This window comes from Halobacillus sp. KGW1 (assembly GCF_001592845.1).
Taxonomy (GTDB): Bacteria; Bacillota; Bacilli; order Bacillales; family Halobacillaceae; genus Halobacillus.
On sequence record NZ_LSOC01000003.1, the window covers coordinates 508,449 to 533,271 of the forward strand.

Sequence of the window (24,823 nt, forward strand, 5' to 3'; positions counted from 1 at the left end):
AGATTCAGAACAGGCTGGGAGCTGTATAGAAGTTGGATAGTGAGCCTTCGTTTTCTGATTGTCTCGACTGCATACATTTTTATATTAGTATGTTTTTCCAGTCAATATATTGCAAGAGCCTGGAGGTTGGGTGTGATAAACTGACCAACAGAACAAGCAAGGACGGTGGGTGTCATGAAAGAAGAGCGAACGGTCCACTATGATGCGGACCTTCAGATAGAAGCATACCGCTTCGAAGGAATCATGCAGAAATTCCCGAATCACTTCCACGACTATTACGTGATCGGGTTCATCGAAAGCGGGCAGAGGCGATTGTCCTGTAAGAACAAAGAGTATGTCATCGGTACGGGCGACCTGATCTTTTTCAATCCGCTGGATAATCACGCCTGTGAGTCGGTAGACAACGAAACGCTCGATTACCGTTGTCTGAACATCGAGCCTGACGTCATGCGCAAGGTGGCAGAAGAGATAACAGGCAGGGACTACCTCCCTTCCTTCACGTCGCCTGTATCTTATGGCAGCCGCCATGCCAAGCTGCTTCATACCCTTCATCAGATGATCATGGATGAAATCGCGGATTTTGAAAAAGAAGAAACGTTTTATTTCCTCCTTCAGCAGCTGATCGAAGATTATACGACCACCCGGGAGCATACGGACAATAAAGCGACGAAGCAGGAGATCCAACAGGTCTGCAGCTACTTGGAGACTCACTACGCAGAGCCGGTGAATCTGGAGGACCTGGCCCGGATCGCCGGCATGAATAAATACTCGCTCCTGCGCTCGTTTACCCGCACCCTCGGGATCACGCCGTATCGTTATTTACAGACGGTACGAATCAGCGAAGCGAAGAAACGTCTGGAACAGGGCGAAAAACCCATCGATGCCGCCATGGAGACAGGCTTTATCGACCAAAGTCATTTCAGCAACTTCTTCAAGGAGTTTATCGGACTGACGCCCGGCCAGTATCGGGATATTTTTCTCCATGACCAATGACCAGAGATAACTTATATAGAAAGTAGGGACTCCTCTATGCACACAGAAGCGATCCGTTTTTCCAAAAGTCTCAAATCCATCGCCAGAGACCAGCATGTAAAAGCCTATATCCAGAACTCCAAAGAACTGTATCCTCTGCTTGTCAAAGGGGCGCAGCGCTTCGTAGCCGGAGAAACCCGCCCCGAAGGCATCGCACGCGTCAAACAGACCTTTCAGGCCGGGCATGAAGCTTCGATAGAATTCATCGGGGAGAATACGACCTCCGAAGAGGCATGTAAATCTGCTGTACAGGAATTCAGCGTACTGATCAAGGACCTCGGAAGCCATGACTTGCAAGCAACCGTATCCTTCGATCTTTCGCATATTGGAATGATGATTTCCGACGAGATGGCCTTCACTCATTTAGAAAGGTTAGCGAAAGAAGCCGACAAGAACGATGTCCAGCTCATGATCAGTATGGAGGAATCGCAGAAGACAGACGCCATCCTCTCCCTGTACAAAAAGATTGCGGCATCCTTTTCCAATGTGGGCATCACCCTGCAGCTTCAATTGAAGCGTTCCGCGGGCGATTTACAGGAACTTTTGCCATACCCCGGCAGAATCCGCTTGGTAAAAGGGGCGTACGAAGAGCCGGAAGACATCCATATCCCAAGATCCGAAGCGCTGAATGAGCGGTATATCGAATTTGCGGCTGCCTGCGTCGAACGCGATCATCCGCTGTCGATCGCCACGCATGATGAGAACCTTCTCCTTGCGCTGAAATCGAAAAGGCTCCTCCATCAACCGAACGTGGAGGTCGAGATGCTGGATGGTGTCCGCCATGACTTGTTGAACGCGCTCCGAGAAGAGAAGATACGCACGAAAGTCTATACGACGTACGGTACGGAGTGGTACCTCTATGTCGTTCACCGGATAGCGGAGCACCCGCCGAATATTTACACATTCTTGTCGGATATTATTGATGGTGGAAACTGAATAAGAAAACTCCTGCCGATGGTTCAACGTGGAATCATCGGCTTCTTTCCCCTTTGATGGGCAAATCGCAGCTGATAAAAGTATGCCGCCTTCTACTTCATTTGTGACCAAAATATGACAACTCACCCTCGCTTGTGAAAAACTTCACAAATACCCATTGTCATCATTCCGAAACTATTGCATACTATAATTGTGAAATGATTCACAAATAAACACAACCATACGGGAGGAATCCATAATGACAAGAGAAAACGTGAACCGGGTAGCTTTGATCGGAGCAGGATCCGTCGGAAGCAGTTACGCTTTTGCGATGCTGAACCAGGCGATTGCAGAGGAATTCGTGATCATTGATTTGAACGAAGACAAGGCGATGGGTGATGCGATGGACTTGAACCACGGAAAAGTGTTCGCGCCGAATCCGACGAAGACGTGGTACGGCACGTATGCGGATTGTAAGGATGCCGATATCGTCTGCATCTGTGCCGGAGCGAACCAGAAGCCCGGCGAGACGCGGCTCGATTTGGTGAAGAAGAATCTCGCTATCTTCCAATCAATCGTCGATGATGTAATGGCAAGCGGCTTTGACGGCATCTTCCTCGTTGCGACGAACCCGGTCGACATTCTTACGTATGCGACCTGGAAGTTCAGCGGTCTGCCGCAGAACCGCGTGATCGGCAGCGGAACGATCCTCGATTCCGGCCGGTTCCGTTATCTCTTGGGCGAATATTTCGACGTCACCCCGCAGAACGTCCACGCCAACATCATCGGCGAACACGGCGACACCGAGCTTCCGGTCTGGAGCCATGCGACGATCGGCGGCGTGCCTGTGATGGAGTGGGTCGAACGCGATCCCCGTTACCATAAAAAAGACTTGGAGGAGATTTTCCTCAACGTCCGTGACGCGGCGTACCAGATCATCGAGAAAAAAGGTGCGACCTACTACGGCATCGCGATGGGACTGGCGCGGATTACGAAAGCGATCCTGAACAATGAGAACAGCATCCTTACCGTCAGCGCCCCGCTTGCCGGAGAATACGGCCTGGAGGACGTCTACATCGGTGTACCTGCTGTCGTGAACCGGGCCGGCATCCGCAACGTCGTCGAACTGAACCTGAACGAAACCGAACAGAATCAGCTTCACCACAGCGCCGGCGTCCTGAAAGAAATCCTCGGCGAACATTTCAAGGCGGCAACGAGACCATAAGGAAAGAAGGCTTCTGACATGTGGTTACAACAGTACGATCCGTTCGGAAACACATGGGTGAGCGCGCTCGTCGCCGCTCTCCCGATTCTTTTCTTCTTTCTCGCATTGACGGTTTTCAAAATGAAGGGCGTGCTTGCGGCGTTCCTGACGCTTGCCCTCAGCATTATTCTGTCGGTCGTTTTCTTCGATATGCCCGTTTCCAACGCGGTCGCATCTGCCATTGCCGGGATAGCGAAGGGTTTGTGGCCGATCGGCTATATCGTCATCATGGCCGTCTGGCTGTATAAAATCGCCGTCGATACCGGGAAGTTCACCATCATCCGCGCAAGCATCGCGAGCATCTCGGAAGACCAGCGGCTCCAGCTCCTGTTGATCGGCTTCAGCTTCAATGCCTTTCTCGAAGGAGCCGCCGGATTCGGCGTACCGATTGCAATCAGTGCCGCCCTGCTCGTCGAGCTAGGGTTCCGTCCGCTGAAAGCAGCCGCGCTCTGTCTGGTCGCCAACGCCGCATCCGGTGCCTTCGGCGCCATCGGAATTCCCGTCATCGTCGGTGCCCAGATGGGGAACCTCGAGACGATGGAGCTGTCCCGGATGCTCGCTTACATATTGCCGTTGATTTCCTTTGCCATCCCGTTCCTGCTCGTTTTCCTTTTGAGCGGATTCAAGGGCATCAAGGAAACGCTGCCCGCCCTGTTCGTCGTGAGCGGCCTTTATACCGGCGTCCAGCTCTTCACGATCCTCTTCCTTGGACCGGAGCTTGCGAACATTCTCGCCGCTCTCGCCAGCATGGCCGGACTTGCGTTGTTCTTGAGAAAATGGCAGCCGAAGACCATCCACCGCGAAGAAGGCGCTCCCGCCGTCGATGCCGGCACGACCTACCGGATCGGCGACATCATCCGGGCATGGTCCCCGTTCTACATTTTGACCGCGGCGATCACGCTCTGGAGCCTGCCTGCGTTCCAAAGCCTGTTTGAAAAAGGCGGACCGCTTGCTGCAACGACGCGGAGCCTCCAGATTCCTTTTCTTCACGAGGAAATCCTGCAAGCTCCACCGATCGTTCCGGAAACGAGCGCCCTTGCTGCCGTCTTCGAACTCGACCTGCTCGCTGCGACCGGAACGGCGATACTGGCCGCCGTCCTTGTCACCGGCTGGACGAGTACGACAATCACGTTCCCTGAAGGAATGCAGGCATTGAAACGGACGATCCGTGAACTGTGGCTTCCTGTGCTGACGATCTGCTTCGTCATGGGATTCGCCAACGTCTCGAACTTCGCAGGACTGAGCTCCTCCATCGGGCTCGCCTTAGCGGAGACCGGCGGATTCTTCCCGTTCGTGAGCCCCGTCCTCGGCTGGCTCGGCGTCTTCATCACCGGGTCCGTCGTCAGCAACAACGCCCTGTTCGGCAACCTCCAGGTCGTCACCGCCGGACAGATCATGACCGATCCCGGCCTCCTGCTTGCCGCGAATACCGCTGGCGGCGTCATGGCGAAGCTGATTTCTCCACAGTCGATCGCCATCGCGACCGCTGCCGTCAAAGAGACTGGGCAGGAATCCAACCTGTTCCGAATGACGCTGAAATACAGCCTTGCCCTGTTAGCCGTCGTCTGCGTCCTGACCTATGGACTGTCGCTTTTATAAAAAGGAAGGACTCCCTGTTATTCGGGGAGTCCTTCCTTTTCACTCAGAAACTATGTAATTAGCTAAGGGAAATTTCAGCACAGGGCGGAGGGACATGGGCCGCCCTCTCTCCAACTATAATTCTTACACATACCTCAAGATTCCCTCTTAATCTGGGAGTCCCTCTTTCTTCTGTACGCCTTCCCCCGTCACCAGCACGATCACATTCAGGATCAACAGGTAAAAAGGATAGCCAAGCAGCCCGCCGATGACGAAGAAGCCCATGCCAGGGTTCGGCGCCTCCCCCGGGTCCGTAATCGGGAACGAAACCGAAAACAGATAGGCGAACAGCACGAAATAGGGAATCCAAGTGAGAGCCGTCCACACATTTGCCTTCCTTCTCTCCATCCGCTTCCTCATGAACCAGTAGAGAAGAACCGTTCCGGCAAGCACCGTCACACCCATGGCCACACCAAGGACCAGCATCGTCCGGTCCAACCCCCATCCCGTCAACCGGCTGATCCGGTAGACGTTCAGCATCAATTCAAGAGGGATCAGTGCGAGGAGAGCGGCGAGGATGCTTGCGGTATTAAGCTTCCATAGATAATTCATGCCGATCGCCCCTACACAGGACTTTCGGCATTTTTATAGTAGACGAGGTGATCCGTCCACGCATCGTTTTCAAAGAGGAACCCTTTGCGGATGCACTCATACTCCATGCCGCAGCTCTCGGCAAGCTTTACAGATGCGGCATTGTCCAGGTTTATGTGGGCTTCGATCCGGTGGAAATCCAACCGGCGGAAGGCGATCCGGAGCGCTTCCTTTACCGCTTCCCTGCCGTAGCCGTTCCGCCAGTACTGATTATGTATCGTGTAACCGATCCGCCCCCACTGGAAGGAGTCTCTTGCAAGCGTAGAGAAATCGACCATGCCAAGATGCGCACCGTCGGCTTTTCGGAACACAGCGAAAACAAACGCCCTATCCGTCCGTGCCAGCTCCTGATGTTTCTCTACCAATCGGCAGAACCACTCCCTCGTACATTCGCGCATGTCGAGTCTCCCCGGGTCATGGACATGCTTCGATGCGCCCCGGCTCTCAAACCCATCCAGCCAGTTCCCGTAATCCTTTTCCTCCAACGGCCGGATGACCAAACGCTCCGTTTCCGACCTGCATTCGAACTTCTCTGTTTCCAACAGCACAGCGACCACTCCTTTTTCAGGAACTTTCTTACAGCACCCATTATCCCTCTTTTTGTTCCGTGCGAAAAGGAGTCACTCCGATTCGGTAGACAAACCTTCCACGGTGGAAGACACGATTTGTTCTTCCTGTTTCCCGTCCACCTCGTACTTGATCCGGATGTTCCTATCATCCTTTTCCTGCACATCCACAAGTGTCACTTTCAAATGATCATCGAACAAATGCCGAGTAATTTTTTCATACTACTCCCCCTCCATCATTTCGCCTGATTTTCCTCATCCATTTTGATCGCCCTTTTAAACTTGTCCACAGTGAAAAGCCACATACAGTTGACGACGATCAAGTAAATGGCGATGATCGATAAAGTACCCGGGATCGACGCTCCCACCGAATTTCCACGCATGTACGAAATGACGGAATACCCGATGAAATAGAGCAGTGGAGTCCCCACATGAAAGACCGCAAAGATCAGCTTCATTGGATTCTTCAATGGACTCCCTCCCCTGTTACGGCGCGTGTTCGACACCGTCTTCTACGTACGATTCCAACACCACTTTTCCCTTACTTCTGTAATAATAATAGGTTCTCTCATCATCCTTCAGGCGGACACTGACCATCCAATTCTTATCGCCCCGAAGATTGGCTATAAACGGCTCACTGGAAACAATGTCGCTCTCCTTCAGATGCTTCTCTGTCGTCAAATACTCCATCACCCGCTGTTCCACGCTTACCTTTTTATATTGGACGTATCCGAACCCGATTCCGATGATAAGCAGTACACTGAACACAATCGCACCCATTTTTTTCATGGCAGCCTCCTAGAAAATTTCGCTATGAATATTTTACCAGATTATAAAAGGCTAATGATAGTGACAAAACAAAGGAAACAAGGGGAGATTCCTCAAACTTGCCTCCTCTCCCTAAATCTTCTACCATAGGGATAGAAGTCCCCGACAAGAGAAAACGACAACCGAGTGAGAAGGAGACGATTGGTTTGAAGCCGAAAATTCAAGATGTAGCCAAAGAAGCAGGTGTATCACCGACGACGGTATCACGAGTGCTGAACAACCGAGGATACATAAGTGAAGAAACAAAAGGAAAAGTATATGCAGCGATGGAGAAAATCAACTACATACCGAACGACCTGGCCCGTTCCCTCTTTACCAATCGGACGAACGTGATCGGCCTGATTGTACCCACCACGGAAAATCCTTTCTTCGGTGAAATCGCCGCTGCCATTGAAAGCGCTTGCTCTAAGAACGGTTACAAAGTGCTCCTCTGCAACAGCTTGAACGAACTGGAGAAGGAAAAGAATTATTGGGAAATGCTCCGCAGACACCAAGTGGACGGAGTCATTGTAGGCACATACAATCGCGGTCTGTTCCGGGAAGCGGAACATCCGCTTCCGATCGTCGCGATCGATCATTTCCTGTCCCCCGGCATTCCGGTCGTAGGCTCCGATAACTACGCTGGCGGAAAGCTTGCAACAGAAACCTTGATCGAGAAAGGATGCAGGAAGATCGTCCACATCCATGGACCGGTCACTTTGGAGACACCTGCCAACAAACGGAAACAGGCGTATGAAGATGTGATAGCTGCACATGGCCTGTCCTCGTACACGTTTGAAATTAAAGAGATTCTCGATGAAGCGGCGAAGACGAAGAGAATCGAGGAAGTTTTCGACCAGTATCCCGATGCAGATGGGGTTTTCGCGAGTGACGACTTGGTGGCTCTTACCATTCTTAACGAAGCACGTAAGCGAGGTATCCTTGTCCCTGAGGAGCTGAAAGTTGTCGGATATGATGGAACGAAGCTGATCCGGTCGGTAGCCCCCGGGTTGTCCACCATCTGCCAGCCTGTCGCGGCTATGGCCGAAAAGGCCGTCCGTATGCTCCAAGATCAAATAGAAAATGCCGATTTCCATGCAGGGGAAACTGCCTATTTAGATATCTCCTTCCACGAAGGTATGACGACATAACGAAGAGGGAGCCGAGTATTTACCCGGCCTCCCTCTTCGTTTTTGATACCGCTTTCAAATCAGGCCGATCCTTCCGCTTCCTGATACGTTGTCCGATAAGAGCGATTCTCCTCTTTCTTCCGGTGTTTCGATAGAAGGAAGATAGATAGAATGGTGAACCCATAAACGATGGTTCCCAAAACGAAATAAGTCGTTTCAAAGGATGTCGCATCCAGTAGACGCCCGATGAGGTTGGAAAAGACGATGACGCCGACCTCTCCAGAGACTTTGAACCCGATCAAATAGATGGTCGCAGACATCCGTGCATCGAAATTCAAGGCAATGTATTTGAAAACAGCGATGAGCATGATCGGAAGTTCGAAGGCATGCAGAAGCTTGACGAGTGAAATGGAAACCGGTCCGTCGGCCAGTCCTGATCCGATGATGCGTGATCCCATGACGAATCCTGCTAAAATCAGCGCCTGTTTCGCTCCAATCTTATTGACGATGAAGGGAGCAGCGAACAACATCGCCGATTCGATGAACACTTGGAAGGAATTCAAATATCCGTAGACCTGCTGACCGGTCGCGACATCGGTGAACTGTTCCGTGAAATAGACCGGAAACAGCTGCACGTCATACACCGTATAGATGCAGGCGGTTCCGAACAAATAGACGAGCAGCAGCCAGAATTTCTTCAACTTCAGTACAGACAAAATATCCTTTACAGAAAGCGAAGATGCCTTTTCTTTATCCTCCTCCGGCTCATCTACTTTGAACGTCCATGTAAGTAGGAAGAATCCGACACCTGCGACCGAAGCTGCCCAGAAATTCAGATGAGGGTTGATACTGAGAAGGATTCCAGCACTGAGTGTCGCCGCTGCGTAACCAATGGAACCCCACATACGCGTCTTTCCGAATTCGAAATGGTACTTCCGGCTGATCTTCTCCGTATACGATTCAAGAAATGCGACACCACCGATGAATCCAGCTCCGAAGAAAATGCCTCCGAGAACCGCCCCCATCAGGAAATTCGTCTGCAGTAACGGTTCGTACACATAAATCAAAAACGGTCCCGTCCCCATTAACAAGACACTCTGAAACCAGAGGATATACTTCTTCGTACCGATTTTATCCTGGATGATCCCATATAGGAACATGAAGGTGAGTGATGCGAATGAATTAATGGAGAAAATCGTTCCCGTTTGTGAACCAGTGAGTCCCAGATTCTGATTCAACCATATGGAATAGAACGACCACCAAACCGACCAAGTGATGAAGAACAAGAACAAAAACCCGGAAGAATACCAATATTTCACGTTGCGGAACACATTCATGACATTACACTCCCCTTTTAAGAAAACCCTTTCATGATAGTTTAATAGTAAAACGTTTCCAACTTTATGTCAACCGGTTGACATAAAGTTTATCAGACGCCGGAACGCTAAGCATAGCTTGGATAGCGACTTTCAAAGGAAGTTCATGCGAGATCTCTCCTCCACTTACAAATAATTGTCGAAACCCGTTTACAGGATCTACGTCCATTCATCCTTCCCACTACACTTGGACAGCCTAAATAATCTACATCCCTTAAGGAAATCCTAAGGTTAAGAGCAGACACACCCCATTATTTGTAATTATAACAATTAAGGTATCGGTAACCCATTTCCTTTTGACAAACGATCATAGTGTTGATACGATATCTAACGAACGTTCGTCAGGTAGGAGGGTAGATATGAAAGCTGAACATATTAAAGAAATCGCATGGAACCAATTCGCAAGACATGGATACCAAGGAGCGTCCCTCGCTTCAATCGCCGAGGAAGTCGGCATTAAAAAGCAGTCCATCTATGCCCATTTCAAAAACAAAGAAGACCTGTTTCTACGCACATTTGAAGAAGCATTGGCAGGAGAAATTCAGTTTATCCAATCGTTCATGGCAGACAAAGAATCGAAACCGCTTCGGGAAGTGCTGCGTACCTTTTCTCAGGACTACCTTGAGCGGTATGAGAAGGATAATAGTATGGGATTTTTCTTACGAACATCATTCTTCCCACCTGCAACCTTCGAAGAAGACATCAAACGGGGAACGAATGCTTTCGTCGAACAACTGGAACAGGTCCTGCTTGAGCTGATCGAGCAGAGAAGCGAAGAGCTGCAGCCGGGCATTTCTCCAGAATCTGCGATGGTCACTTATTTGACCATCCTGGATGGACTTTTTGTAGAACTGCTGTATGGATTTCCAACAAGATTGGAGAGACGTATGGACCTCACATGGCACACGTTCTCCAAACATCTGAAAGAGGAGGATAAACAATGAATCGCGCTTGGGGTTTATTGATTAGCGGAGCTGTATTGGAGATATTCTGGGTAATGGGGCTTAAGCATGCGTACGACTTCTGGACATGGACAGGGACGGTAATTGCGATCATCATTTCGTTCAGTCTATTGATCGTATCGACACAGAAGCTCCCTGTCGGAACGGCCTATGCCGTCTTTACTGGTCTTGGTACAACGGGAACGGTCCTGCTTGAAATGTTCGTCTTCGGAGAGCCGTTCCAGTTCATGAAGATCGTCTTGATTGCCGTCCTGTTGACAGGAGTCATCGGTCTTAAAATGGTAACAAGTAATAAGACAGAGGATACCGCACAAGTAGGGGGGACTTCCTGATGGCATGGATATTTCTTATCTTTTCCGGTATTGCAGAGATTATCGCCGTAAACGGTTTGAACTTGATTCTCCGCAAGAAAAATGTGACGTCCTTTCTTGTACTCATTCTCGGCCTGGCCACCAGTTTCACTTTATTGAGCTTCGCCATGCAGGACATAGCGATGGGAACAGCTTATGCTATTTGGACCGGGATCGGCACCGTCGGGTCTGGAATTGTCGGCATCATCTTTTATGGGGAATCGAAGCGTCCGGCGCGGATCGTATTTATGGCGATGGTATTGAGCGCCGCGGTCGGACTGAAATTAATAAGTTAATGGAGGATCAAAGGATATGAATGTATGGTTTACAGAGAAGCAAACACCCACTTTCGGAATCACAGCGAAAGTAAAGAGTACGTTAGAAACCGAAAAGACCGATTTTCAACAGGTCGATATGTTGGAAACCGAGCAGTTCGGAAATATGCTGGTATTGGACGGAATGGTGATGACGTCGGAGCAGGATGAGTTTGTCTATCATGAAATGATTGCCCACGTTCCGCTCTTCACCCACCCATCCCCGAAGAAGGTGCTGATTGTCGGCGGCGGAGACGGGGGGACGATAAGGGAAGTCCTCAAGCATGACAAGGTGGAGCAGGTGACCCAAGTAGAAATCGACGGCAAAGTCGTTGAATATTCGAAGAAGCATTTGCCTTCCATCTCTTCCGGATACAACAATCCAAGAGTGAATCTTATCATTGGCGATGGATTCGAGCACATTATTAAAAGCGAAGCGGAATACGACGTCATTCTGGTCGATTCTACAGAACCTGTCGGACCGGCCGCAGGCTTATTTACCAAAGGGTTCTACGCAGGGATTTCAAAGGCGCTGAAGGACGACGGAATCTTCGTAGCGCAGACGGATAACCCATGGTTCAAAGCCGATTTAATTCAGAATGCGATGCGGGACACGAAGGAAATCTTCCCGATCGCTCGTCTTTACACATGCAACATCCCGACGTACCCGAGCGGAATGTGGACGTTCACGCTTGGATCTAAAGTACATGATCCACTCGCAGTCTCGCCTGAAGCTATCAAAGACGTGGACGGACGCTACTACACTCCGGACATCCACTTCGCAAGCTTCGTACTGCCGAAATTCGTGCAACAATTAACCGAGTAACACCAAAGAGGCTGCCGGTAATTTCACCCGGCAGCCTCTTTATAATCTTATCCATCGATCAGGTCTTATGTGGTAAGAACGTTAAAGATAACACGACCGTCACGCCTCCACCACTTCGATGTCTGCAAACATATGGTGTGCCAATTTATATACAAGATAAGTGTAGGGACTGACGAGGACGAAGATCGTTGCCGGCACCTGATAGACAATAAAGCCGGCGACAACGGTCAGACCAATTAGGAGCATCGTCGGCCCGAAATTCGAAACCATCAGCATGAGCGCATTTCGGATGGTGTGTTTCATTCCCGAGTCGATATGGACGATGACCGGAAACAAGTAGATCGTCGTCGCCAGAAAGACGCACAGCAGCAGGCCGAACGGGACATAAAGCAGCGTGCTCAAAAAGGAAGGATGCAGACTCAACAGTTGGAAATCCCAGTAGAGAAAAATGGCGAGTCCGGCCCATAAGACAGACAAGAGAAAGCTCCGCTTGAAGTTCTCCCGGAAACTCCGGAAGAACGGGCGGAACACCCCTTGGTATTCCTTCTCCATGATCAGGCGCCGCTGCACACTGAACATGGCCGTCGTCGCCGGAAACACGGTCACGACTGGAATACACAGCACGATCCACAAGAGATTCAAAAGCACGAAGTCAACAATTCTCTCCAGCGTTTTGTAAGCCCAACTGTCCAAGATCTTCAATTCCTTCCCCCTCCTTCATCCCTTACCTACATGGCCGAACGTATCCTGGCGACCTTCAGTTTCGAAACAGCAGCATGACCTTCCTCAGCAGTCAATTCCACACCTTGCACGACACCTTCCGAGAAAATCAAATCTGTCAGCACCACTTCCCCATCGTTTACGAATAACTCGACGGAAGAATGATCGACATAGACCTGCCACGTCATCGGCCGTCCCGTCGGAGGAACGTAAGCTGCATGGCAGCCGCTGAAGTCTTCATGAAAGCGATTCTCTCCGGATAAGGAGCGGTCGATATACACCCGGCTTGTATCCGATTCGTATCCAATCACGGTTTTCTCCCCGTTCGTCGTCGGAAGGACAAGCTGGAAATGCCGGCTGTCTGTCGGATCGACTGTGAGCTCGACTTTGAGCGTCCCCGTCTTTAAATCGTCCGCCAGACGGTAGTTCCCGGCGACAGACACATCCACTTTTTCTGAAATCGTTTCTTCCAAAGTACCGAGCTCCTTGACTGGAGATTGGAACAAGCGGATGCCTGATTGCGTCGTCCGAAGCGTCAGCTCTCTTGGAAGCGTCATGGCACTGCGGAATGATTCAGTCGGCAGCTGATTGGCATATCTCCAATTACTCATCCAGCCGAGCAGAATCCGGCGGCCGTCTTCTTCCGGAATGTCCGACCAGGTCACTCCGGCATAATTATCGCGGCCGTAATCGAGCCATCGCACCGCCTCCGGTTCATCGGCAACGAAGTACTCCCCATCGAACTCTCCGATGAAATACTGCGTCCGTGATCCTTCCTCATACTGCGGATCGTCCCCGATGCTGACGATCATCACCCATTTTTTCTCATTAGAAGTGTCCACTTGTAAAGGAAAAAGATCCGGGCACTCCCATACCCCGAGATGCGCTCCTTCCTCTTTCCCGAAGCTCGACGCATATGACCACTCGATCAAGTTCGGAGACGTGTAAATATTGACCCAATCTCCGGCGGCAAGGACCATCACCCAGCGACGATCCGGGGCATGCCAAAATACTTTCGGGTCCCGGAAGTCTTTAAGGGATGCATCTTCCAGCACCGGATTCCCTGCATACTTCACCCACGTGCGCCCGTCATCCTTACTGTAAGCAAGACTTTGCTTCTGGATATGATTCCCGTCCGCAACTTCCTTCGCATGGGTGAAAATGGCGACCAGCCCTGCGTTTCCATCAAACAATCCAGATGTGTCTTCCCAATCGACGACACAGCTTCCAGAGAAGATCATGCCGTGCTCATCCGGTTCGAGTGCCACCGGCAAATGCTCCCACTCCACCATATCCTTACTGACGGCATGGCCCCAGTGCATCGGTCCCCAGGTCGTACCGAACGGATGATATTGATAGAACAAGTGGTATTCTCCGTGGAAGTACACCATGCCATTCGGGTCGTTCATCCAGTTCTCTTTCGGTGAGAAATGGTACTGCGGTCGGTACTTCTCCCGTGCGAAATCTTTCGGCGTCTCTTTTAATACAGTCATCTAATCTCCTCCTGGTCCTTTTCTACATAGAGAAGGTCTGCTGCCTCATCGGCGGCAAACCTCCCCTTATCCATTGTCTTCACTCTTTGAAATCATCGTATCCTTTCTGGTAAATGTCCATCAGCTCCGGCAGCCCCATTTCCTCAAGCTGCTTGATATAGGCATCCCATTCCTCTTCGATGCCGCCCTCCATGAGCCACTGGGCTTTCTTCTGATTCACGAATTCCATGATATTGACTTCCAGCTGATTGATCCGTTCCAACTCTTCTTCCTCGAAGAATACTTTCGGATAACTCTCTTCCACCATATGTGGTTTGTAATGTTCTTCCAAGATCGCGAGACGTTCTTTTGCACGCGGTTCCATATCGACAACCGTCCCGAAATCCTCTTCCAAGACGACGAACGGCCCGCCCGGAGCTACTTTTGGACGGAATTCACCCATCGGTACTCCTTCTGGAAGCTCCTTGTTCACGAGCATGCCATTGCTGTCTTCTTCATACACTTCACCAAGCGGTCCCCAGTTCACCTGTGCAGACATCTTCGGCGCATAGAATTGATCCATATAGCGTGCCGTCAGCTCCGGATACGGGTTCACTTCTGTCATGACAAACGCATCCCGGTGATACTCGGAATAGTTCGACTTACCGACAATTTTGCCTGCCGGCCCTTCAAGCGGAGGCATGACGACGTAATTATCGACGCGGTCCGTGCCCACGAGCTCCGTATCTTCCCACCAGAGGAAGGAACCGATCGTCATATCATCTGTCTTCCCTTTCGAGAACAGCTTCGCCATATCATGAGTCGTCGCTTCTTTATCAATCAAGCCTTCCTTTACCCAGCCGTGGTAATACTCGATCGCTTCCTTGAATTCCGGCTGCGCGGCGGAGAAGAGCACTTCTCCGTCTTTCACAATACGGTGTTCATTGTTATCCGGCACGCCGAACAGGGCAATCAAATCCCCCAGATTTCCCGACCAGCCGTGGTACATGAACGTCAGACCGATTTCATCCTTCTTGCCGTTTCCATTCGCATCCTCTTCGACGAACGTCTTCAGCGCATCATGGTATTCTTCCAACGTCGTCGGAACATCAAGTCCGAACTTATCCAACCACGTTTTGTTGATGTACTGGATGTTCGGCATCTCGACCAGGCCCATCTCCTCCGCTCTTGGAAGCGAATAGATATGTCCGTCCGGGGCCGTAATCGTTTTCTTCAGAGCCGGTCTTTCCTCCAGACGTTTGGAGAGGTTCGGCATATGCTCTTCAATCAAGTCCTCAAGCGGTACAATCGTCCCCCGCTTTCCGTATTTCATCAAATCAAGATCACTGAATCCGGAATTATAGAAAGCATCCGGCAAGTCTCCACTCGCAAGCAGCAAATTCTTCTTCTCCTGATATCCTTCATCCGGGTAGTTATCCCAGCTGATCTCGACATTTGTCTCCTTCTCCAATTCTTTAAAAATGGTCATCTCTTCGAATCCCGGAGCAAGCGGGGACTTCGGAGCAGTGAAATAAAGGGTCACTTTCTCATCGACGATCGGCAGTCCTTCCTCATTCAGGTCGATATCCTTCACTTCTCTCTTCTCTGTGGAAGAGGCATTGGAACAGCCCGTAAGAAACGCCGTCAAACCGAGGAACAGGACAACCATCAGCAGCATTGATCGCTTCATTCTCTTCATCCTTTCATAATAAGAATCCTCTTACAGGAGGGGGATCAACCCTTGATTCCCCCGATCATCACACCTTTGACGAAGTACTTCTGAACAAACGGATAAATGATGAGCAGGGGCAGGGCGGCGACGATGATCACTCCGTACTTGATCATTTCCCCGACACGTTGTTGAGCAGCAAAGTTGTCGATGCCTCCCATCATTTGGACACTCATCTCGTTCTGGGTCAGGATGTTGCGGAGAACGAGTTGAAGCGGATAGAGATTCTCATCGTTCAAATAGATGAGAGCGTCGAAATAGGAATTCCATTGCCCCACCGCATAGAACAGCACCATGACGGCAATAATTGGTTTCGATAGCGGCAGGACAATCCTTGTGAAGAATTTTGTGTTGGAACAGCCGTCCATCTTAGCGGCTTCAAGCAGCTCTCCTGGAATCGTCGACTGGAAGAACGCCCGCGCCACAATGACGTTCCAGACCGCAACCGCTTTCGGAAGGATCATTGCCCACATCGTATTGAGCAGTCCCAAGTCCTTCACGAGCAGGTACGTTGGAATCAACCCTCCGGAGAAGAACATCGTGAAGACGAACACGACGGTGATGAGCGTCCGACCACTCAAGTCTCTCCGGGATAAGGCGTACCCGGCAAGCAGCGTGCACGTCACCTGAATCACGGTTCCGACAACGGTGTACACCACCGTATTCTTATAGCCGTTCCAAATCGTACTGTCTTCGAAAATCCGTTTATATCCGTCCAACGTGACATCCTGCGGCCAGAACCATACCTCTCCGGCATAGATGGCATCGGGGTCACTTATGGAAGCGATGACGATGAAGTACAGCGGGTAAATAACCGATAAACAGACACCTGTAATCAAGAGCAGATTCAGTACATCGAAGATTTTATCTTCCCGGGACCTGCGGCCGAACTTCGCTTTCATGCTTTGAATCATCTTCTTTCCCCCTTCCTACCATAGACCTGTACCTGATAATTTCTTCGCCGCCCGGTTGACGGACCAGAGCAGGATTAAATTCAACACCGCGTTGAATAAACCGACCGCCGCAGCGAAGCTGTACTCCGCCTGCTGTAGACCGACTTTATACACATAGGTCGGAATAATCTCAGCCGACGGTTGGTTGAGAGGTGTCTGCAGCAAGAAGGCTTTCTCAAACCCGATGTTCATGATGTTCCCGACCGAAAGAATAAGCAGGATGGTTGCGACCGGCATAATTGCCGGTATATCCACATGGAGGATCCGTTGGAACTTATTCGCCCCATCCATCGTGGCCGCTTCGTGCGTCTCCGGACTGACTGCAGATAAAGCAGCAAGGTAGATAATGGCCGACCAGCCGGTTTCCTGCCAGACACCGGACCCGATATATAACGGCTTGAACCACTCCGGCTGTGACATGAACGCAATCGGTTCGACCCCGAATACGCCGAGGATACTGTTTACCAGCCCATCTTGAGAGAAGAATACGAACACCATTCCGGCAAGCACCACGACAGAGATGAAATGCGGAGCGTAAATGACCGTTTGAACGAACCGTTTGTACCGTTCGTTGATCATCTGGTTCAATAACAAGGCAACGATGATCGGCAGTGGAAACCCGATCACCAGTTGAAACACACTGAGCCAGATCGTATTACCGATTAAATCCCAGAAATTATAGGACTGGAAGAAGCGGGTGAAGTGCTCCATACCGACCCATGGACTTCCAAGAATCCCTTCCGAAGGTATGTACTCCTTGAAAGCGATCAATACTCCGTACATCGGAACATAATGAAACAACAAAAAGTAGATGATGGCAGGCAGCAGAAAAAGATAAAGCTCGTAGTTTTGTAGAATCCCTCTCCATCGCCGCTTGGCCCTCGTCTTCTTTTCCGCCCGTTTCATGGCGGAAGTCCTGACGATGTTATCCATCCATTCACTCTCCTTTATTCAAGAATTCAACCGGTTAACTATTTTTGTAAGCGCCTACACAAATCATATGTCATCCGGTTTCATATGTCAACGGGTTGACATAAAATATTCTGAAAATTACAGAAGCGTAAAGCATTACCCTTTATAGTGAAAAATTTTCCTTTTGCAACACGTACTTATTAAATAGATGGAATTTTTAATATTCGCTATTTTATTACTTTTCACAGCCCTATTGTTTATTCCGAAAACCTTTGCTAGAATTCAGAAATCAACTTCATACGATCCTTATATATCTATGGAAATATGGTCCATAAGTTTCTACCCGGCAGCCGTAAAATGCCGGACTATAAGGAAGGTTAGAACGCCCCATGTGATTTTTTACAATAATGGAGGTGCATTCTCTTCTTTCTTTATAGATGGAGAGGATGCGCCTTTTTTTGTTGTTTGAAAAGGTCAGACGTCTAACGATAGCAAGGGTCTATGAAGCCACTTTAAGGAGGCTCTCATGCATATTTTCTATGGCATTTTATCACTCATTGGATTACTGTTTCTGGCTTGGCTTCTGAGCACAAATAAAAAAGCCATCAAATGGCGCACGATCGTTACAGGTGTTGCGCTGGAAGGACTCTTCGTCTACTTCATGCTCAACGTCCCCCTCGGCAGCTGGATTTTGGAGAAAGCCGCTCAGGGCGTACAGCACGTACTGAACTACAGCCAGGAGGGAATCGATTTCCTATTCGGCGGTTTCTTTGCAGAAGGAACCTCTGTCGGATTTGTTTTTGCGATTCAGGTATTATCGGTCATCATTTTCATCTCTGCCCTGGTATCCGCTCTGTACTATTTACGGATCATCCCTTTCGTCGTCCGCGGGCTCGGTTGGGTCGTCGGCAAAATCTTCGGTACGACGAGGGTCGAATCCTTTAACACCGTCGGCAATACCATGCTTGGGGTCGCCGAATCTCCCATACTCATCAAGCCTTATCTGGCCAAGCTTACCCGTTCGGAAATGTTTACGGTGATGGTGGGAGGAACGGCTTCCGCCAGTGGTGCCATCCTGTTGTCGTATGCCCAGATGGGGATCGATATCAAATATTTGCTCATATCCGTTTTCTCCGTACCTTTTGTTACGATTGTCATAGCTAAATTGATGGAACCGGAAACGGAAGAATCGATAACCAAAGAGGATGTCTCGATGGAAGAGGCGGGCCACACCAATATTTTCGAAGCCATTTCCGAGGGAGCGGTAAGCGGCGTGAAGCTTGCTGCGAATATCGGCGGTCTGCTGATTGCCTTCATCAGTATCCTGGCTCTCACCAACGGCATGCTCGGCATCATCGGACTCGATCTCGCTACCATATTCGGCTATGCCTTCTACCCTTTCGCGATCCTTGTCGGCATCCCGGTGGAGGATGCGTTCCGCGCTGCATCCATTATCGGAACAAAGCTTACGGCAAATGAATTGATCGCCTTCCAGGACGTCCTGAAAATCCAGGAGCAGCTGCAGCCGCAGACCGTCGCAATCCTGTCCGTTGCGCTGTGCAACTTCGCAAACCTCTCTACGATCGGACAATTGATCGTCGGCCTGGGATCCTTGGCTCCGTCCAAGAAAAAACAAATCGCATCGCTTAGTTTCAAAGCGATTATTGCCGGTACGATGGCAAGCTTTATCACAGCTATCTTTGTGAATATGTTTATTTAAAAAGTATGTAAGAGGATACATGTATAGAAAGAGCGCGCAAAATGTTTCAAACATTTTGCGCGCTCTTTTCCTTTATTCATTCACTTCCCCTGCCTGACCTTATACCAGCCCGACACGACGTCCCAAACCAATCCGACAGCCATGAAGACGACGATCCACATCGTCAGCTGCTCCCAAATGATTTCCACCGTGTCATAGGCTTCACTGCCGGCGACAAAATATTCCGTCTGCGCGAGCTGCTGCATGAAGTCCGGATTCCAGAAGGTCGGACCGTTGATCAAAAGCAGAAGCACCCCCAACGATAATACATTGACGACGGCGGTGTAGATGACCAACTGGACCGTCCACCTGCCGTAGATGAGCTTCAGGCATTCTTTGATGATGCCGAATCCGAAGATCAGGAAGAGAAACAGATACGCGTTCCAATTCCCCGTATTCAGAAACGGCACGACGCCGTTGAAGCCGTCGCCTTTAAAAATCCAAATGCCGAAGTATTCATTGGAGAAGGCGAAGAGGGCCAGCAGGAACATGTAGAAGGCGATGCTGAAAATCGTCTCCCCGCGCTTGATCTGCCTTTTCTTCTCCGGGATCGGCGGCAGCTTGGAAGGCTTCCAATCCTTCCCGCCGTAAAGATCGATCGAATCCGACGCTCCCGCATAGCCGACGATCGCAAAGCCGATCGTCGTCCAGCCAAGGGCCGTCGGCAGTCCGGTGACGAGCGAGACGATACACCCGACGAAGTGGTCGATGACGCGGGTCGGATCGACGACTACCTGGCCGAGGAAAGAGATAATAATAGTCGCCGCCGTTGCGATCAGGGAAATTTTCAATACAAGAATATAAGAATCATAGAGCTCCGGACCAATCACATAATTCTTCGTACCTCTGTATTTCTGCGCCAACTCCCTCGGGCTCCCCATCTCGATCAGCACCGCTTCGATATCCTCTTCCGTGACATTCCTTCCTCCGGCGCGGTCGTCGAGCATATCCTCAATCAAGGTCCGAAGCTCAAGGGCGATATCCTCCCGCTGCGACTCGGGCAGCTTCTGGGTGACGGCATAAATGTACCGGTCGACCATCTCCATCCTTTTCTCCTCCTTCATTCTCCCATGACGTCCTTCATGCTGGCGGCAATCGAGCGCCATTCCGCCTTGAGCAGCTCATACACCTCACTGCCGAGCGGACTCAGCAGGTAATACTTCCGCGGTCGTGCCTCGCCCGTGTCCCAGCGGCTCTCAAGCAGCCCCTGCTTCTCCAGCCGGCGCAGGAGCGGATACAGCGTCCCCGGCTCGACGTGGATGCCTCTTACCCCGAGCATCGTAACGAGCGAATAGCCGTACTGCGGTTCAGAAAGCTGACTCATCACACCGATCGTAATCGTCCCCCGCCGCAACTCCTGCAGCAGCTTATCCAGGTGTTCTTTCGCCTTCGCATTGCTCATCTCATCAACTCCTGCTTTTATTATACTGTATGACGCACACTATTGTAAATTGCATCTTATTTTATTTTACACATCTTCATAAAAAAAGAGCCTGGACCATCAAGATCCAGGCTCTTACCTTCCTGTATGCACAAGCCTCCGCTCTTCTTCCTTCCCGTGATACCTGCCCTTCGGCACAATTATGCATAGAGAACAAGAAACCAACACAAAAAAGCCGGGAATCCTCTGATCCCCGGGTCGATACGTCTATTTCGACGCGTTTATTTCTTTATCCGGAACGACGTGAAACTCCCTGCGCCGCTTCGCCGCATCCTCCGCTCTTCTCTCTTCCAAAAACCGCCTGAACTCCGCTTTCGAGCAGGACGACTCCATCGCCAGCTCGACGAGTTCTTCCCACGAAGAACCCAAATCTTCTTTCACACGACCACCTCGTTCCTCGAATCGTTCCCATGCATCCTCGGGATATCTACCGCAAAAGCCCGCGACTGATCCCGTTTCCGGAGAGTTTCTGTCGATTTCTGTGCTCCTGTATCAACGTATTAAGTCTTTTATACTATTTTGACTCAAAGTATCTGACAAATCAAGTTAGTTTAGTTATAAAATAACAATTAATTATGGAGCGATCCCGTTGGCATTTCCCTTAAAGGTTAGTAGAATTCCGATGTGGCATTTATTGGAGGTGCCTCTAGGATGGATGGGCTTTTGGGACCCGGTCTATTTCTGACTAACTTGGTCGTTACAAGGGATTTACTGGTCCTTTTCAAAAACTTCGTAACGGACAGGCATGTCCCTGAGGCTTCTTTTCCTCGCTTTGCGGTTACTTTTATCGTTGCCCTTGCCATCGGTTACTCCTTGTTAAAGTGATCCCCTGATATCTGTCCTTAAGTGACTTCAACGTATCAGGTACCATGCAGCAAGAGGACTTCTGGATCTGATGGAAAGTACACGTCATCTATTCGAGAACCTTACGCAAAGCGATAGGAAGATTTGAATGGCCACCCTCATACCAAATAATTGCCACGGAAGAAATGCGCATCATATAATGGAATAGACAGAGCGGTCCGCAGCAGCTCCTTATCGCACCACCATCGAAGAACCCGCCCAACTCCTCCCACTGCATACTCCAACAACGGATCCCACCGCTTTCCGTCCATATACTATAAAACGAAGGAGGCTTGACATGAAAGAGCACTGGATTCATGACATACACCGCCGCGTCAAGGAAGGGGAACATTTCCGACCGCTCTCCGAACAGATGAGAACCTTCCGACCGTCACCCGGCCTGCCGTCCCAATTCGCCCCCCACTCCGAAATGATCCAGGAAATGCTTGCCAATCACTTCATGCGACGCTACGGCACCAAGGACGGTCCTCATTATCCACCGGCAGCCCCGGATGTAATCAAGAGCCGCCCAAGTCACCGAAACGTAGAAAAAGAAAATTCCGGAAATCCCGAGACCTTTGACATAAAGCAACACTGGACCTACGACATACACCGCCGCGTCCAGGAAGGGGAACATTTCCGATCGCTCTCCGAACAGATGAAAGACTACCACCCGTCACCCGGCCTGCCGTCCCAATTCGCCCCCCACTCCGAAATGATCCAGGAAATGCTTGCCAATCACTTCATGCGACGCTACGGCACCAAGGATGGCCCTCACTATCGGCCCGCAGAAAAGAAGGATTCCCATAAAAGGAAACGATGGTTTTGGTGAGCAAAAAAAGAGGCGTGCAGGACGATCGAATCGTCCCGCACGCCTCTTTTCCATTACTTTCATTCTCTTCCCAGCTATATAAAGCCGTTCCATCCCCTTGCTGGATCAATGATCAGCTTTCCGGTGCATAACTCTTTTCCAGAAGCACCTTCATATAATCAAGGACCTCCTCTTGCAATTCGGGACGTTCCAGGGCAAGCTCAAGCGTCGTTTTGACAAAGCCGAGCTTCTCACCGACATCGTAACGCTTCCCTTCGAAATTGTAGGCGAAGACCTGCTGCATCTCGCTCAATTTCTGAATGGCGTCTGTCAGCTGGACTTCCCCTCCGGCCCCTTCTTCCTGTTTATCTAAGAAAGTGAAGATTTCCGGCGTCAGTATATACCTTCCCATAATGGCAAGGTCCGATGGTGCGGTCCCTTGTTCCGGTTTTTCCACGAAACGGTCCACTTGATAGCGACATCCACTCTAAAGAACGGATTAAAGTACCCGGATGTCGGAAGCGGGCATCCCGAGGAAATACGGATCGTTCTCCATTAAATTGTAGTAGTAAAGCACTTCTGCACCTGCGACCGCAGCGAACACCAACACCCCGAACAGGAACCACAACAAAGCTGTCCCCGTCCTTCTTTGCACCCGCAGCCTTACAGCGAACAACAGCCCCATCATGAGGAAGGGGAACAGGAGGATGAATAAACCGAACGATCCGAGATCCGCGATGGAATCCAAGATTCCCGTCTCCTCACTGAAGAAATAACCGAGGACTAATGGCAGGATACCGACCACCAGATACACCCACGTATGATTCATCGCTCTATGGAAGCGGGAGCGGTCCACCTTCGCAAGACGCGCCAGGACGATAATCATGACCGTTCCCATAATCAATACTCCGATTCCGCTCGGGGTATAAAGGATCTTCGATTCTATATCCATGATATAACTCCCGAGATCTGTAGCAAACGACGCGAACGGTCCGAGACCGGACATTTCGATCCGATAGCTCAAGTAGAAAACCAGAGGGATCAACGCTGCATACAAGAGAAGAGTGACGACAGACAAGATGGCAGGGAAGACCTGGATCGGCACATCCGCTGTTTTCATATTTTCTTTCCTTCCTGTATCCTTAGACGGACCTTCCGCCTGAACAGGGTGCTCATAAACAGGTTCTTCCGATATCGTGGCCGTCGCTGCCGCTTCCTCTATTCCAGGAGTCGGAGCGACGGTTTTAGTGACCGGTGCCAGAGGAACTTCCTGTGTGCTTGGAACCGGATCGCTTGCTTGACCGTCCTGTTTCGTTCCACAATGCGTGCAAAACGCATCATCCTTCTCCAGCCAGCCGCTGCACTGGATGCACGCCTTCCCTCTCTCCTCCTGCTCTTGTTTCGTCCCACACTCCGTACAGAACGAAGCACTGCCGTCGATCGACGCACGGCATTGATGACATATCATGGTTTCCATTACGATTCCTCCTCTTATTCAACAAAAAAAGTACCCGCCTCGAGAGCAGGTACTTCTACAACTCTTCCAAAACAGACGATTATCAGAACATTTGATCCATCATCATGCTGCCTACGATATAGTAGAAACCGTACATGACTGCATTCGTGATGATCAAACCATAGAACACATCCAACCCTCTCTCTTCCTTCTTAATGGAGTGAAGGGAGAACAACAACGCACTTCCTGCCAGCGAGAAGATCCCCACACTGACGAGGAACAGGAATAATGCCAGCGTGAACACGTTCACGACCATAAGAAGCGAAGCGATGACCAAACCGACAAGCGGCAGCACCGACAGTACGCCATACTTCGCAAGGACGGTCATGAAATCGACCGACACCTTCATCATCTTCGCCACCCAATACTGGACACCGATATAGACGGCCGTAAATACAGCAAGCAGGATGAATGGTTTCAGCACCATCTCACCGAATGGAACGTCGTAATAATACCCGAAGAACGGACCGAAGCCGTCTGCCATCTTGTTCAGCATGAAATAGGCGAACAGAGGAATAAGAAAAAGCACGAGCCCGATCGTGATCATGGCATTTACTTTCTGTTCCTTCCCTACAACACGACTTTCTCTGAATGGGCCGCCAAGAACCTGTTTAGCGAAACCGTAGAACTGTTTCCCCTGCTCCTTGGCTTTGTTTATGTATTCACTGTCTTTCCCCGGAGACACCTCCCGGGTTGCTGCTTCCTCTCCACGGTGGACCTTCTGTTCCGGCTCCAGTTTCGCCGCCACCGGCGTACCGCAGCCTGCACAGAACTTGATCCCTTCCTCATTCTTCGTACCACATTTTGCACAATACATCCCTAAACAAATCCTCTCTCTAACGTAATAAATGATGACACCTGTCCATGAAACTTATAACCCGGATGACTATGATTCT

General features: G+C 50.3%; 28 protein-coding genes, 1 pseudogene and 1 riboswitch. Of the genes and pseudogenes, 12 read left to right on the forward strand and 17 right to left on the reverse strand.

Features of this window, described 5'->3' with window-relative positions:
• Positions 1-174: 174 nt before the first annotated feature.
• The 4 genes from AXG56_RS11575 (at position 175) to AXG56_RS11590 (ending at position 4,810) form a co-directional block, all read left to right on the forward strand.
• Positions 175-993: an AraC family transcriptional regulator gene (locus tag AXG56_RS11575; RefSeq protein ID WP_062514681.1), complete on the forward strand. Its 819-nt coding sequence runs from the start codon at positions 175-177 to the stop codon at positions 991-993.
• Between the two features lie 36 nt (positions 994-1,029).
• A complete protein-coding gene (locus AXG56_RS11580; protein WP_062514682.1) occupies positions 1,030-1,968 on the forward strand; it encodes a proline dehydrogenase family protein in 939 nt (312 codons plus the stop codon).
• Positions 1,969-2,206: 238 nt separating this feature from the next.
• The gene (locus tag AXG56_RS11585) at positions 2,207-3,172 is read left to right on the forward strand and encodes an L-lactate dehydrogenase (protein ID WP_062514684.1); all 966 of its coding nucleotides are present in this window, start codon (positions 2,207-2,209) and stop codon (positions 3,170-3,172) included.
• Between the two features lie 18 nt (positions 3,173-3,190).
• Positions 3,191-4,810: an L-lactate permease gene (locus tag AXG56_RS11590; protein ID WP_062514685.1), complete on the forward strand. Its 1,620-nt coding sequence runs from the start codon at positions 3,191-3,193 to the stop codon at positions 4,808-4,810.
• Positions 4,811-4,957: 147 nt separating this feature from the next.
• Here AXG56_RS11590 and AXG56_RS11595 read toward each other — a convergent pair whose 3' ends face one another.
• The 5 genes from AXG56_RS11595 to AXG56_RS11610 form a co-directional block, all read right to left on the reverse strand.
• Positions 4,958-5,401, reverse strand: a complete 444-nt coding sequence (locus AXG56_RS11595; protein ID WP_062514687.1) for a hypothetical protein — start codon at positions 5,399-5,401, stop codon at positions 4,958-4,960.
• 11 nt (positions 5,402-5,412) lie between these two features.
• The gene (locus AXG56_RS11600; RefSeq protein WP_062514689.1) at positions 5,413-5,988 is read right to left on the reverse strand and encodes a GNAT family N-acetyltransferase; all 576 of its coding nucleotides are present in this window, start codon (positions 5,986-5,988) and stop codon (positions 5,413-5,415) included.
• Between the two features lie 72 nt (positions 5,989-6,060).
• Positions 6,061-6,207: a hypothetical protein gene (locus AXG56_RS19495; protein ID WP_161484919.1), complete on the reverse strand. Its 147-nt coding sequence runs from the start codon at positions 6,205-6,207 to the stop codon at positions 6,061-6,063.
• 35 nt (positions 6,208-6,242) lie between these two features.
• The gene (locus AXG56_RS11605) at positions 6,243-6,476 is read right to left on the reverse strand and encodes a hypothetical protein (RefSeq protein ID WP_062514691.1); all 234 of its coding nucleotides are present in this window, start codon (positions 6,474-6,476) and stop codon (positions 6,243-6,245) included.
• A 16-nt stretch (positions 6,477-6,492) separates the two neighbouring features.
• Positions 6,493-6,795 carry a DUF3139 domain-containing protein gene (locus AXG56_RS11610; protein ID WP_062514693.1) on the reverse strand — a complete coding sequence of 101 codons (303 nt, stop codon included), beginning with the start codon at positions 6,793-6,795 and terminating at the stop codon, positions 6,493-6,495.
• A gap of 185 nt (positions 6,796-6,980) precedes the next feature.
• Between AXG56_RS11610 and AXG56_RS11615 the strand changes: the two genes are divergently transcribed.
• Positions 6,981-7,964: a LacI family DNA-binding transcriptional regulator gene (locus AXG56_RS11615; protein WP_035388275.1), complete on the forward strand. Its 984-nt coding sequence runs from the start codon at positions 6,981-6,983 to the stop codon at positions 7,962-7,964.
• 59 nt (positions 7,965-8,023) lie between these two features.
• On the opposite strand, the gene AXG56_RS11620 is transcribed toward AXG56_RS11615, so the two are convergent.
• The gene (locus tag AXG56_RS11620; RefSeq protein WP_062514695.1) at positions 8,024-9,280 is read right to left on the reverse strand and encodes an MFS transporter; all 1,257 of its coding nucleotides are present in this window, start codon (positions 9,278-9,280) and stop codon (positions 8,024-8,026) included.
• 398 nt (positions 9,281-9,678) lie between these two features.
• Between AXG56_RS11620 and AXG56_RS11625 the strand changes: the two genes are divergently transcribed.
• Genes AXG56_RS11625 through speE form a run of 4 tightly spaced genes read left to right on the forward strand, consistent with a single transcriptional unit; the run spans position 9,679 to position 11,771 of the window.
• Positions 9,679-10,263, forward strand: coding sequence for a TetR/AcrR family transcriptional regulator (locus AXG56_RS11625; RefSeq protein WP_062514697.1), 585 nt, complete (start codon positions 9,679-9,681; stop codon positions 10,261-10,263).
• Complete coding sequence (locus AXG56_RS11630) at positions 10,260-10,613, forward strand: multidrug efflux SMR transporter (RefSeq protein WP_062514699.1); 354 nt, start codon at positions 10,260-10,262, stop codon at positions 10,611-10,613. Before AXG56_RS11625 ends, AXG56_RS11630 begins: the two co-directional genes overlap by 4 nt.
• Positions 10,613-10,927 (forward strand): multidrug efflux SMR transporter, encoded by a 315-nt coding sequence (locus tag AXG56_RS11635; protein WP_062514701.1) that lies wholly within the window; start codon positions 10,613-10,615, stop codon positions 10,925-10,927. Before AXG56_RS11630 ends, AXG56_RS11635 begins: the two co-directional genes overlap by 1 nt.
• Before the next feature lie 16 nt (positions 10,928-10,943).
• Entirely contained in the window at positions 10,944-11,771 is an 828-nt protein-coding gene (gene speE, locus AXG56_RS11640; protein ID WP_062514703.1) for a polyamine aminopropyltransferase, read from the forward strand.
• A 99-nt stretch (positions 11,772-11,870) separates the two neighbouring features.
• On the opposite strand, the gene AXG56_RS11645 is transcribed toward speE, so the two are convergent.
• The 5 genes from AXG56_RS11645 to AXG56_RS11665 all read right to left on the reverse strand — a co-directional run bounded on the left by AXG56_RS11645 (position 11,871) and on the right by AXG56_RS11665 (position 17,578).
• Positions 11,871-12,473, reverse strand: a complete 603-nt coding sequence (locus AXG56_RS11645; protein WP_026578001.1) for a YesL family protein — start codon at positions 12,471-12,473, stop codon at positions 11,871-11,873.
• A gap of 26 nt (positions 12,474-12,499) precedes the next feature.
• Positions 12,500-13,984: a glycoside hydrolase family 32 protein gene (locus AXG56_RS11650; protein ID WP_062514705.1), complete on the reverse strand. Its 1,485-nt coding sequence runs from the start codon at positions 13,982-13,984 to the stop codon at positions 12,500-12,502.
• Between the two features lie 79 nt (positions 13,985-14,063).
• Complete coding sequence (locus AXG56_RS11655; RefSeq protein WP_369815268.1) at positions 14,064-15,653, reverse strand: ABC transporter substrate-binding protein; 1,590 nt, start codon at positions 15,651-15,653, stop codon at positions 14,064-14,066.
• A 44-nt stretch (positions 15,654-15,697) separates the two neighbouring features.
• Entirely contained in the window at positions 15,698-16,594 is an 897-nt protein-coding gene (locus tag AXG56_RS11660; protein WP_026577999.1) for a carbohydrate ABC transporter permease, read from the reverse strand.
• A gap of 27 nt (positions 16,595-16,621) precedes the next feature.
• Positions 16,622-17,578 carry a sugar ABC transporter permease gene (locus AXG56_RS11665; protein ID WP_082794476.1) on the reverse strand — a complete coding sequence of 319 codons (957 nt, stop codon included), beginning with the start codon at positions 17,576-17,578 and terminating at the stop codon, positions 16,622-16,624.
• Positions 17,579-17,843: 265 nt separating this feature from the next.
• Positions 17,844-17,945: riboswitch (purine riboswitch) on the forward strand.
• 138 nt (positions 17,946-18,083) lie between these two features.
• Between AXG56_RS11665 and AXG56_RS11670 the strand changes: the two genes are divergently transcribed.
• Complete coding sequence (locus AXG56_RS11670) at positions 18,084-19,277, forward strand: NupC/NupG family nucleoside CNT transporter (protein WP_062514709.1); 1,194 nt, start codon at positions 18,084-18,086, stop codon at positions 19,275-19,277.
• Between the two features lie 80 nt (positions 19,278-19,357).
• Here AXG56_RS11670 and AXG56_RS11675 read toward each other — a convergent pair whose 3' ends face one another.
• From AXG56_RS11675 to AXG56_RS19500, 3 genes are all read right to left on the reverse strand, one after another.
• Entirely contained in the window at positions 19,358-20,362 is a 1,005-nt protein-coding gene (locus AXG56_RS11675; RefSeq protein WP_062514711.1) for a hypothetical protein, read from the reverse strand.
• Between the two features lie 14 nt (positions 20,363-20,376).
• Positions 20,377-20,718 carry a PadR family transcriptional regulator gene (locus AXG56_RS11680; RefSeq protein ID WP_062514713.1) on the reverse strand — a complete coding sequence of 114 codons (342 nt, stop codon included), beginning with the start codon at positions 20,716-20,718 and terminating at the stop codon, positions 20,377-20,379.
• Between the two features lie 246 nt (positions 20,719-20,964).
• Positions 20,965-21,138, reverse strand: a complete 174-nt coding sequence (locus tag AXG56_RS19500; protein ID WP_161484920.1) for a hypothetical protein — start codon at positions 21,136-21,138, stop codon at positions 20,965-20,967.
• A 270-nt stretch (positions 21,139-21,408) separates the two neighbouring features.
• Here AXG56_RS19500 and AXG56_RS19505 point away from each other — a divergent pair, with 270 nt between their 5' ends.
• Both AXG56_RS19505 and AXG56_RS11685 read left to right on the forward strand, forming a co-directional pair.
• Positions 21,409-21,582 (forward strand): hypothetical protein, encoded by a 174-nt coding sequence (locus tag AXG56_RS19505; protein WP_161484921.1) that lies wholly within the window; start codon positions 21,409-21,411, stop codon positions 21,580-21,582.
• A 316-nt stretch (positions 21,583-21,898) separates the two neighbouring features.
• Positions 21,899-22,432, forward strand: coding sequence for a hypothetical protein (locus AXG56_RS11685; RefSeq protein WP_062514715.1), 534 nt, complete (start codon positions 21,899-21,901; stop codon positions 22,430-22,432).
• A 112-nt stretch (positions 22,433-22,544) separates the two neighbouring features.
• On the opposite strand, the pseudogene AXG56_RS11690 reads toward AXG56_RS11685, so the two are convergent.
• From AXG56_RS11690 to AXG56_RS11700, 3 genes and pseudogenes are all read right to left on the reverse strand, one after another.
• A pseudogene (locus tag AXG56_RS11690) lies at positions 22,545-22,895 on the reverse strand (sugar phosphate nucleotidyltransferase); the annotation flags it as partial.
• A gap of 15 nt (positions 22,896-22,910) precedes the next feature.
• Entirely contained in the window at positions 22,911-23,888 is a 978-nt protein-coding gene (locus AXG56_RS11695; RefSeq protein ID WP_062514717.1) for a zinc ribbon domain-containing protein, read from the reverse strand.
• Between the two features lie 82 nt (positions 23,889-23,970).
• Entirely contained in the window at positions 23,971-24,744 is a 774-nt protein-coding gene (locus AXG56_RS11700; RefSeq protein WP_062514719.1) for a zinc ribbon domain-containing protein, read from the reverse strand.
• Positions 24,745-24,823: the final 79 nt, after the last annotated feature.

What these genes read in the sequence shown, in the direction of transcription:
- AXG56_RS11625 (WP_062514697.1), top strand. Translation starts at nt 9,679, where the DNA reads ATGAAAGCTGAACATATTAAAGAAATCGCATGGAACCAATTCGCAAGA.
- AXG56_RS11680 (WP_062514713.1), bottom strand. Translation starts at nt 20,718, where the DNA reads ATGAGCAATGCGAAGGCGAAAGAACACCTGGATAAGCTGCTGCAGGAG.
- AXG56_RS11585 (WP_062514684.1), top strand. Translation starts at nt 2,207, where the DNA reads ATGACAAGAGAAAACGTGAACCGGGTAGCTTTGATCGGAGCAGGATCC.
- AXG56_RS11635 (WP_062514701.1), top strand. Translation starts at nt 10,613, where the DNA reads ATGGCATGGATATTTCTTATCTTTTCCGGTATTGCAGAGATTATCGCC.
- AXG56_RS11575 (WP_062514681.1), top strand. Translation starts at nt 175, where the DNA reads ATGAAAGAAGAGCGAACGGTCCACTATGATGCGGACCTTCAGATAGAA.
- AXG56_RS11580 (WP_062514682.1), top strand. Translation starts at nt 1,030, where the DNA reads ATGCACACAGAAGCGATCCGTTTTTCCAAAAGTCTCAAATCCATCGCC.
- AXG56_RS11695 (WP_062514717.1), bottom strand. Translation starts at nt 23,888, where the DNA reads ATGGAAACCATGATATGTCATCAATGCCGTGCGTCGATCGACGGCAGT.
- AXG56_RS11630 (WP_062514699.1), top strand. Translation starts at nt 10,260, where the DNA reads ATGAATCGCGCTTGGGGTTTATTGATTAGCGGAGCTGTATTGGAGATA.
- AXG56_RS11670 (WP_062514709.1), top strand. Translation starts at nt 18,084, where the DNA reads ATGCATATTTTCTATGGCATTTTATCACTCATTGGATTACTGTTTCTG.
- AXG56_RS11590 (WP_062514685.1), top strand. Translation starts at nt 3,191, where the DNA reads ATGTGGTTACAACAGTACGATCCGTTCGGAAACACATGGGTGAGCGCG.
- AXG56_RS11685 (WP_062514715.1), top strand. Translation starts at nt 21,899, where the DNA reads ATGAAAGAGCACTGGATTCATGACATACACCGCCGCGTCAAGGAAGGG.
- speE (WP_062514703.1), top strand. Translation starts at nt 10,944, where the DNA reads ATGAATGTATGGTTTACAGAGAAGCAAACACCCACTTTCGGAATCACA.
- AXG56_RS11700 (WP_062514719.1), bottom strand. Translation starts at nt 24,744, where the DNA reads ATGTATTGTGCAAAATGTGGTACGAAGAATGAGGAAGGGATCAAGTTC.
- AXG56_RS11660 (WP_026577999.1), bottom strand. Translation starts at nt 16,594, where the DNA reads ATGAAAGCGAAGTTCGGCCGCAGGTCCCGGGAAGATAAAATCTTCGAT.
- AXG56_RS11595 (WP_062514687.1), bottom strand. Translation starts at nt 5,401, where the DNA reads ATGAATTATCTATGGAAGCTTAATACCGCAAGCATCCTCGCCGCTCTC.
- AXG56_RS11665 (WP_082794476.1), bottom strand. Translation starts at nt 17,578, where the DNA reads ATGGATAACATCGTCAGGACTTCCGCCATGAAACGGGCGGAAAAGAAG.
- AXG56_RS11655 (WP_369815268.1), bottom strand. Translation starts at nt 15,653, where the DNA reads ATGAAGCGATCAATGCTGCTGATGGTTGTCCTGTTCCTCGGTTTGACG.
- AXG56_RS11650 (WP_062514705.1), bottom strand. Translation starts at nt 13,984, where the DNA reads ATGACTGTATTAAAAGAGACGCCGAAAGATTTCGCACGGGAGAAGTAC.
- AXG56_RS11610 (WP_062514693.1), bottom strand. Translation starts at nt 6,795, where the DNA reads ATGAAAAAAATGGGTGCGATTGTGTTCAGTGTACTGCTTATCATCGGA.
- AXG56_RS11620 (WP_062514695.1), bottom strand. Translation starts at nt 9,280, where the DNA reads ATGAATGTGTTCCGCAACGTGAAATATTGGTATTCTTCCGGGTTTTTG.
- AXG56_RS11675 (WP_062514711.1), bottom strand. Translation starts at nt 20,362, where the DNA reads ATGGAGATGGTCGACCGGTACATTTATGCCGTCACCCAGAAGCTGCCC.
- AXG56_RS19505 (WP_161484921.1), top strand. Translation starts at nt 21,409, where the DNA reads ATGGATGGGCTTTTGGGACCCGGTCTATTTCTGACTAACTTGGTCGTT.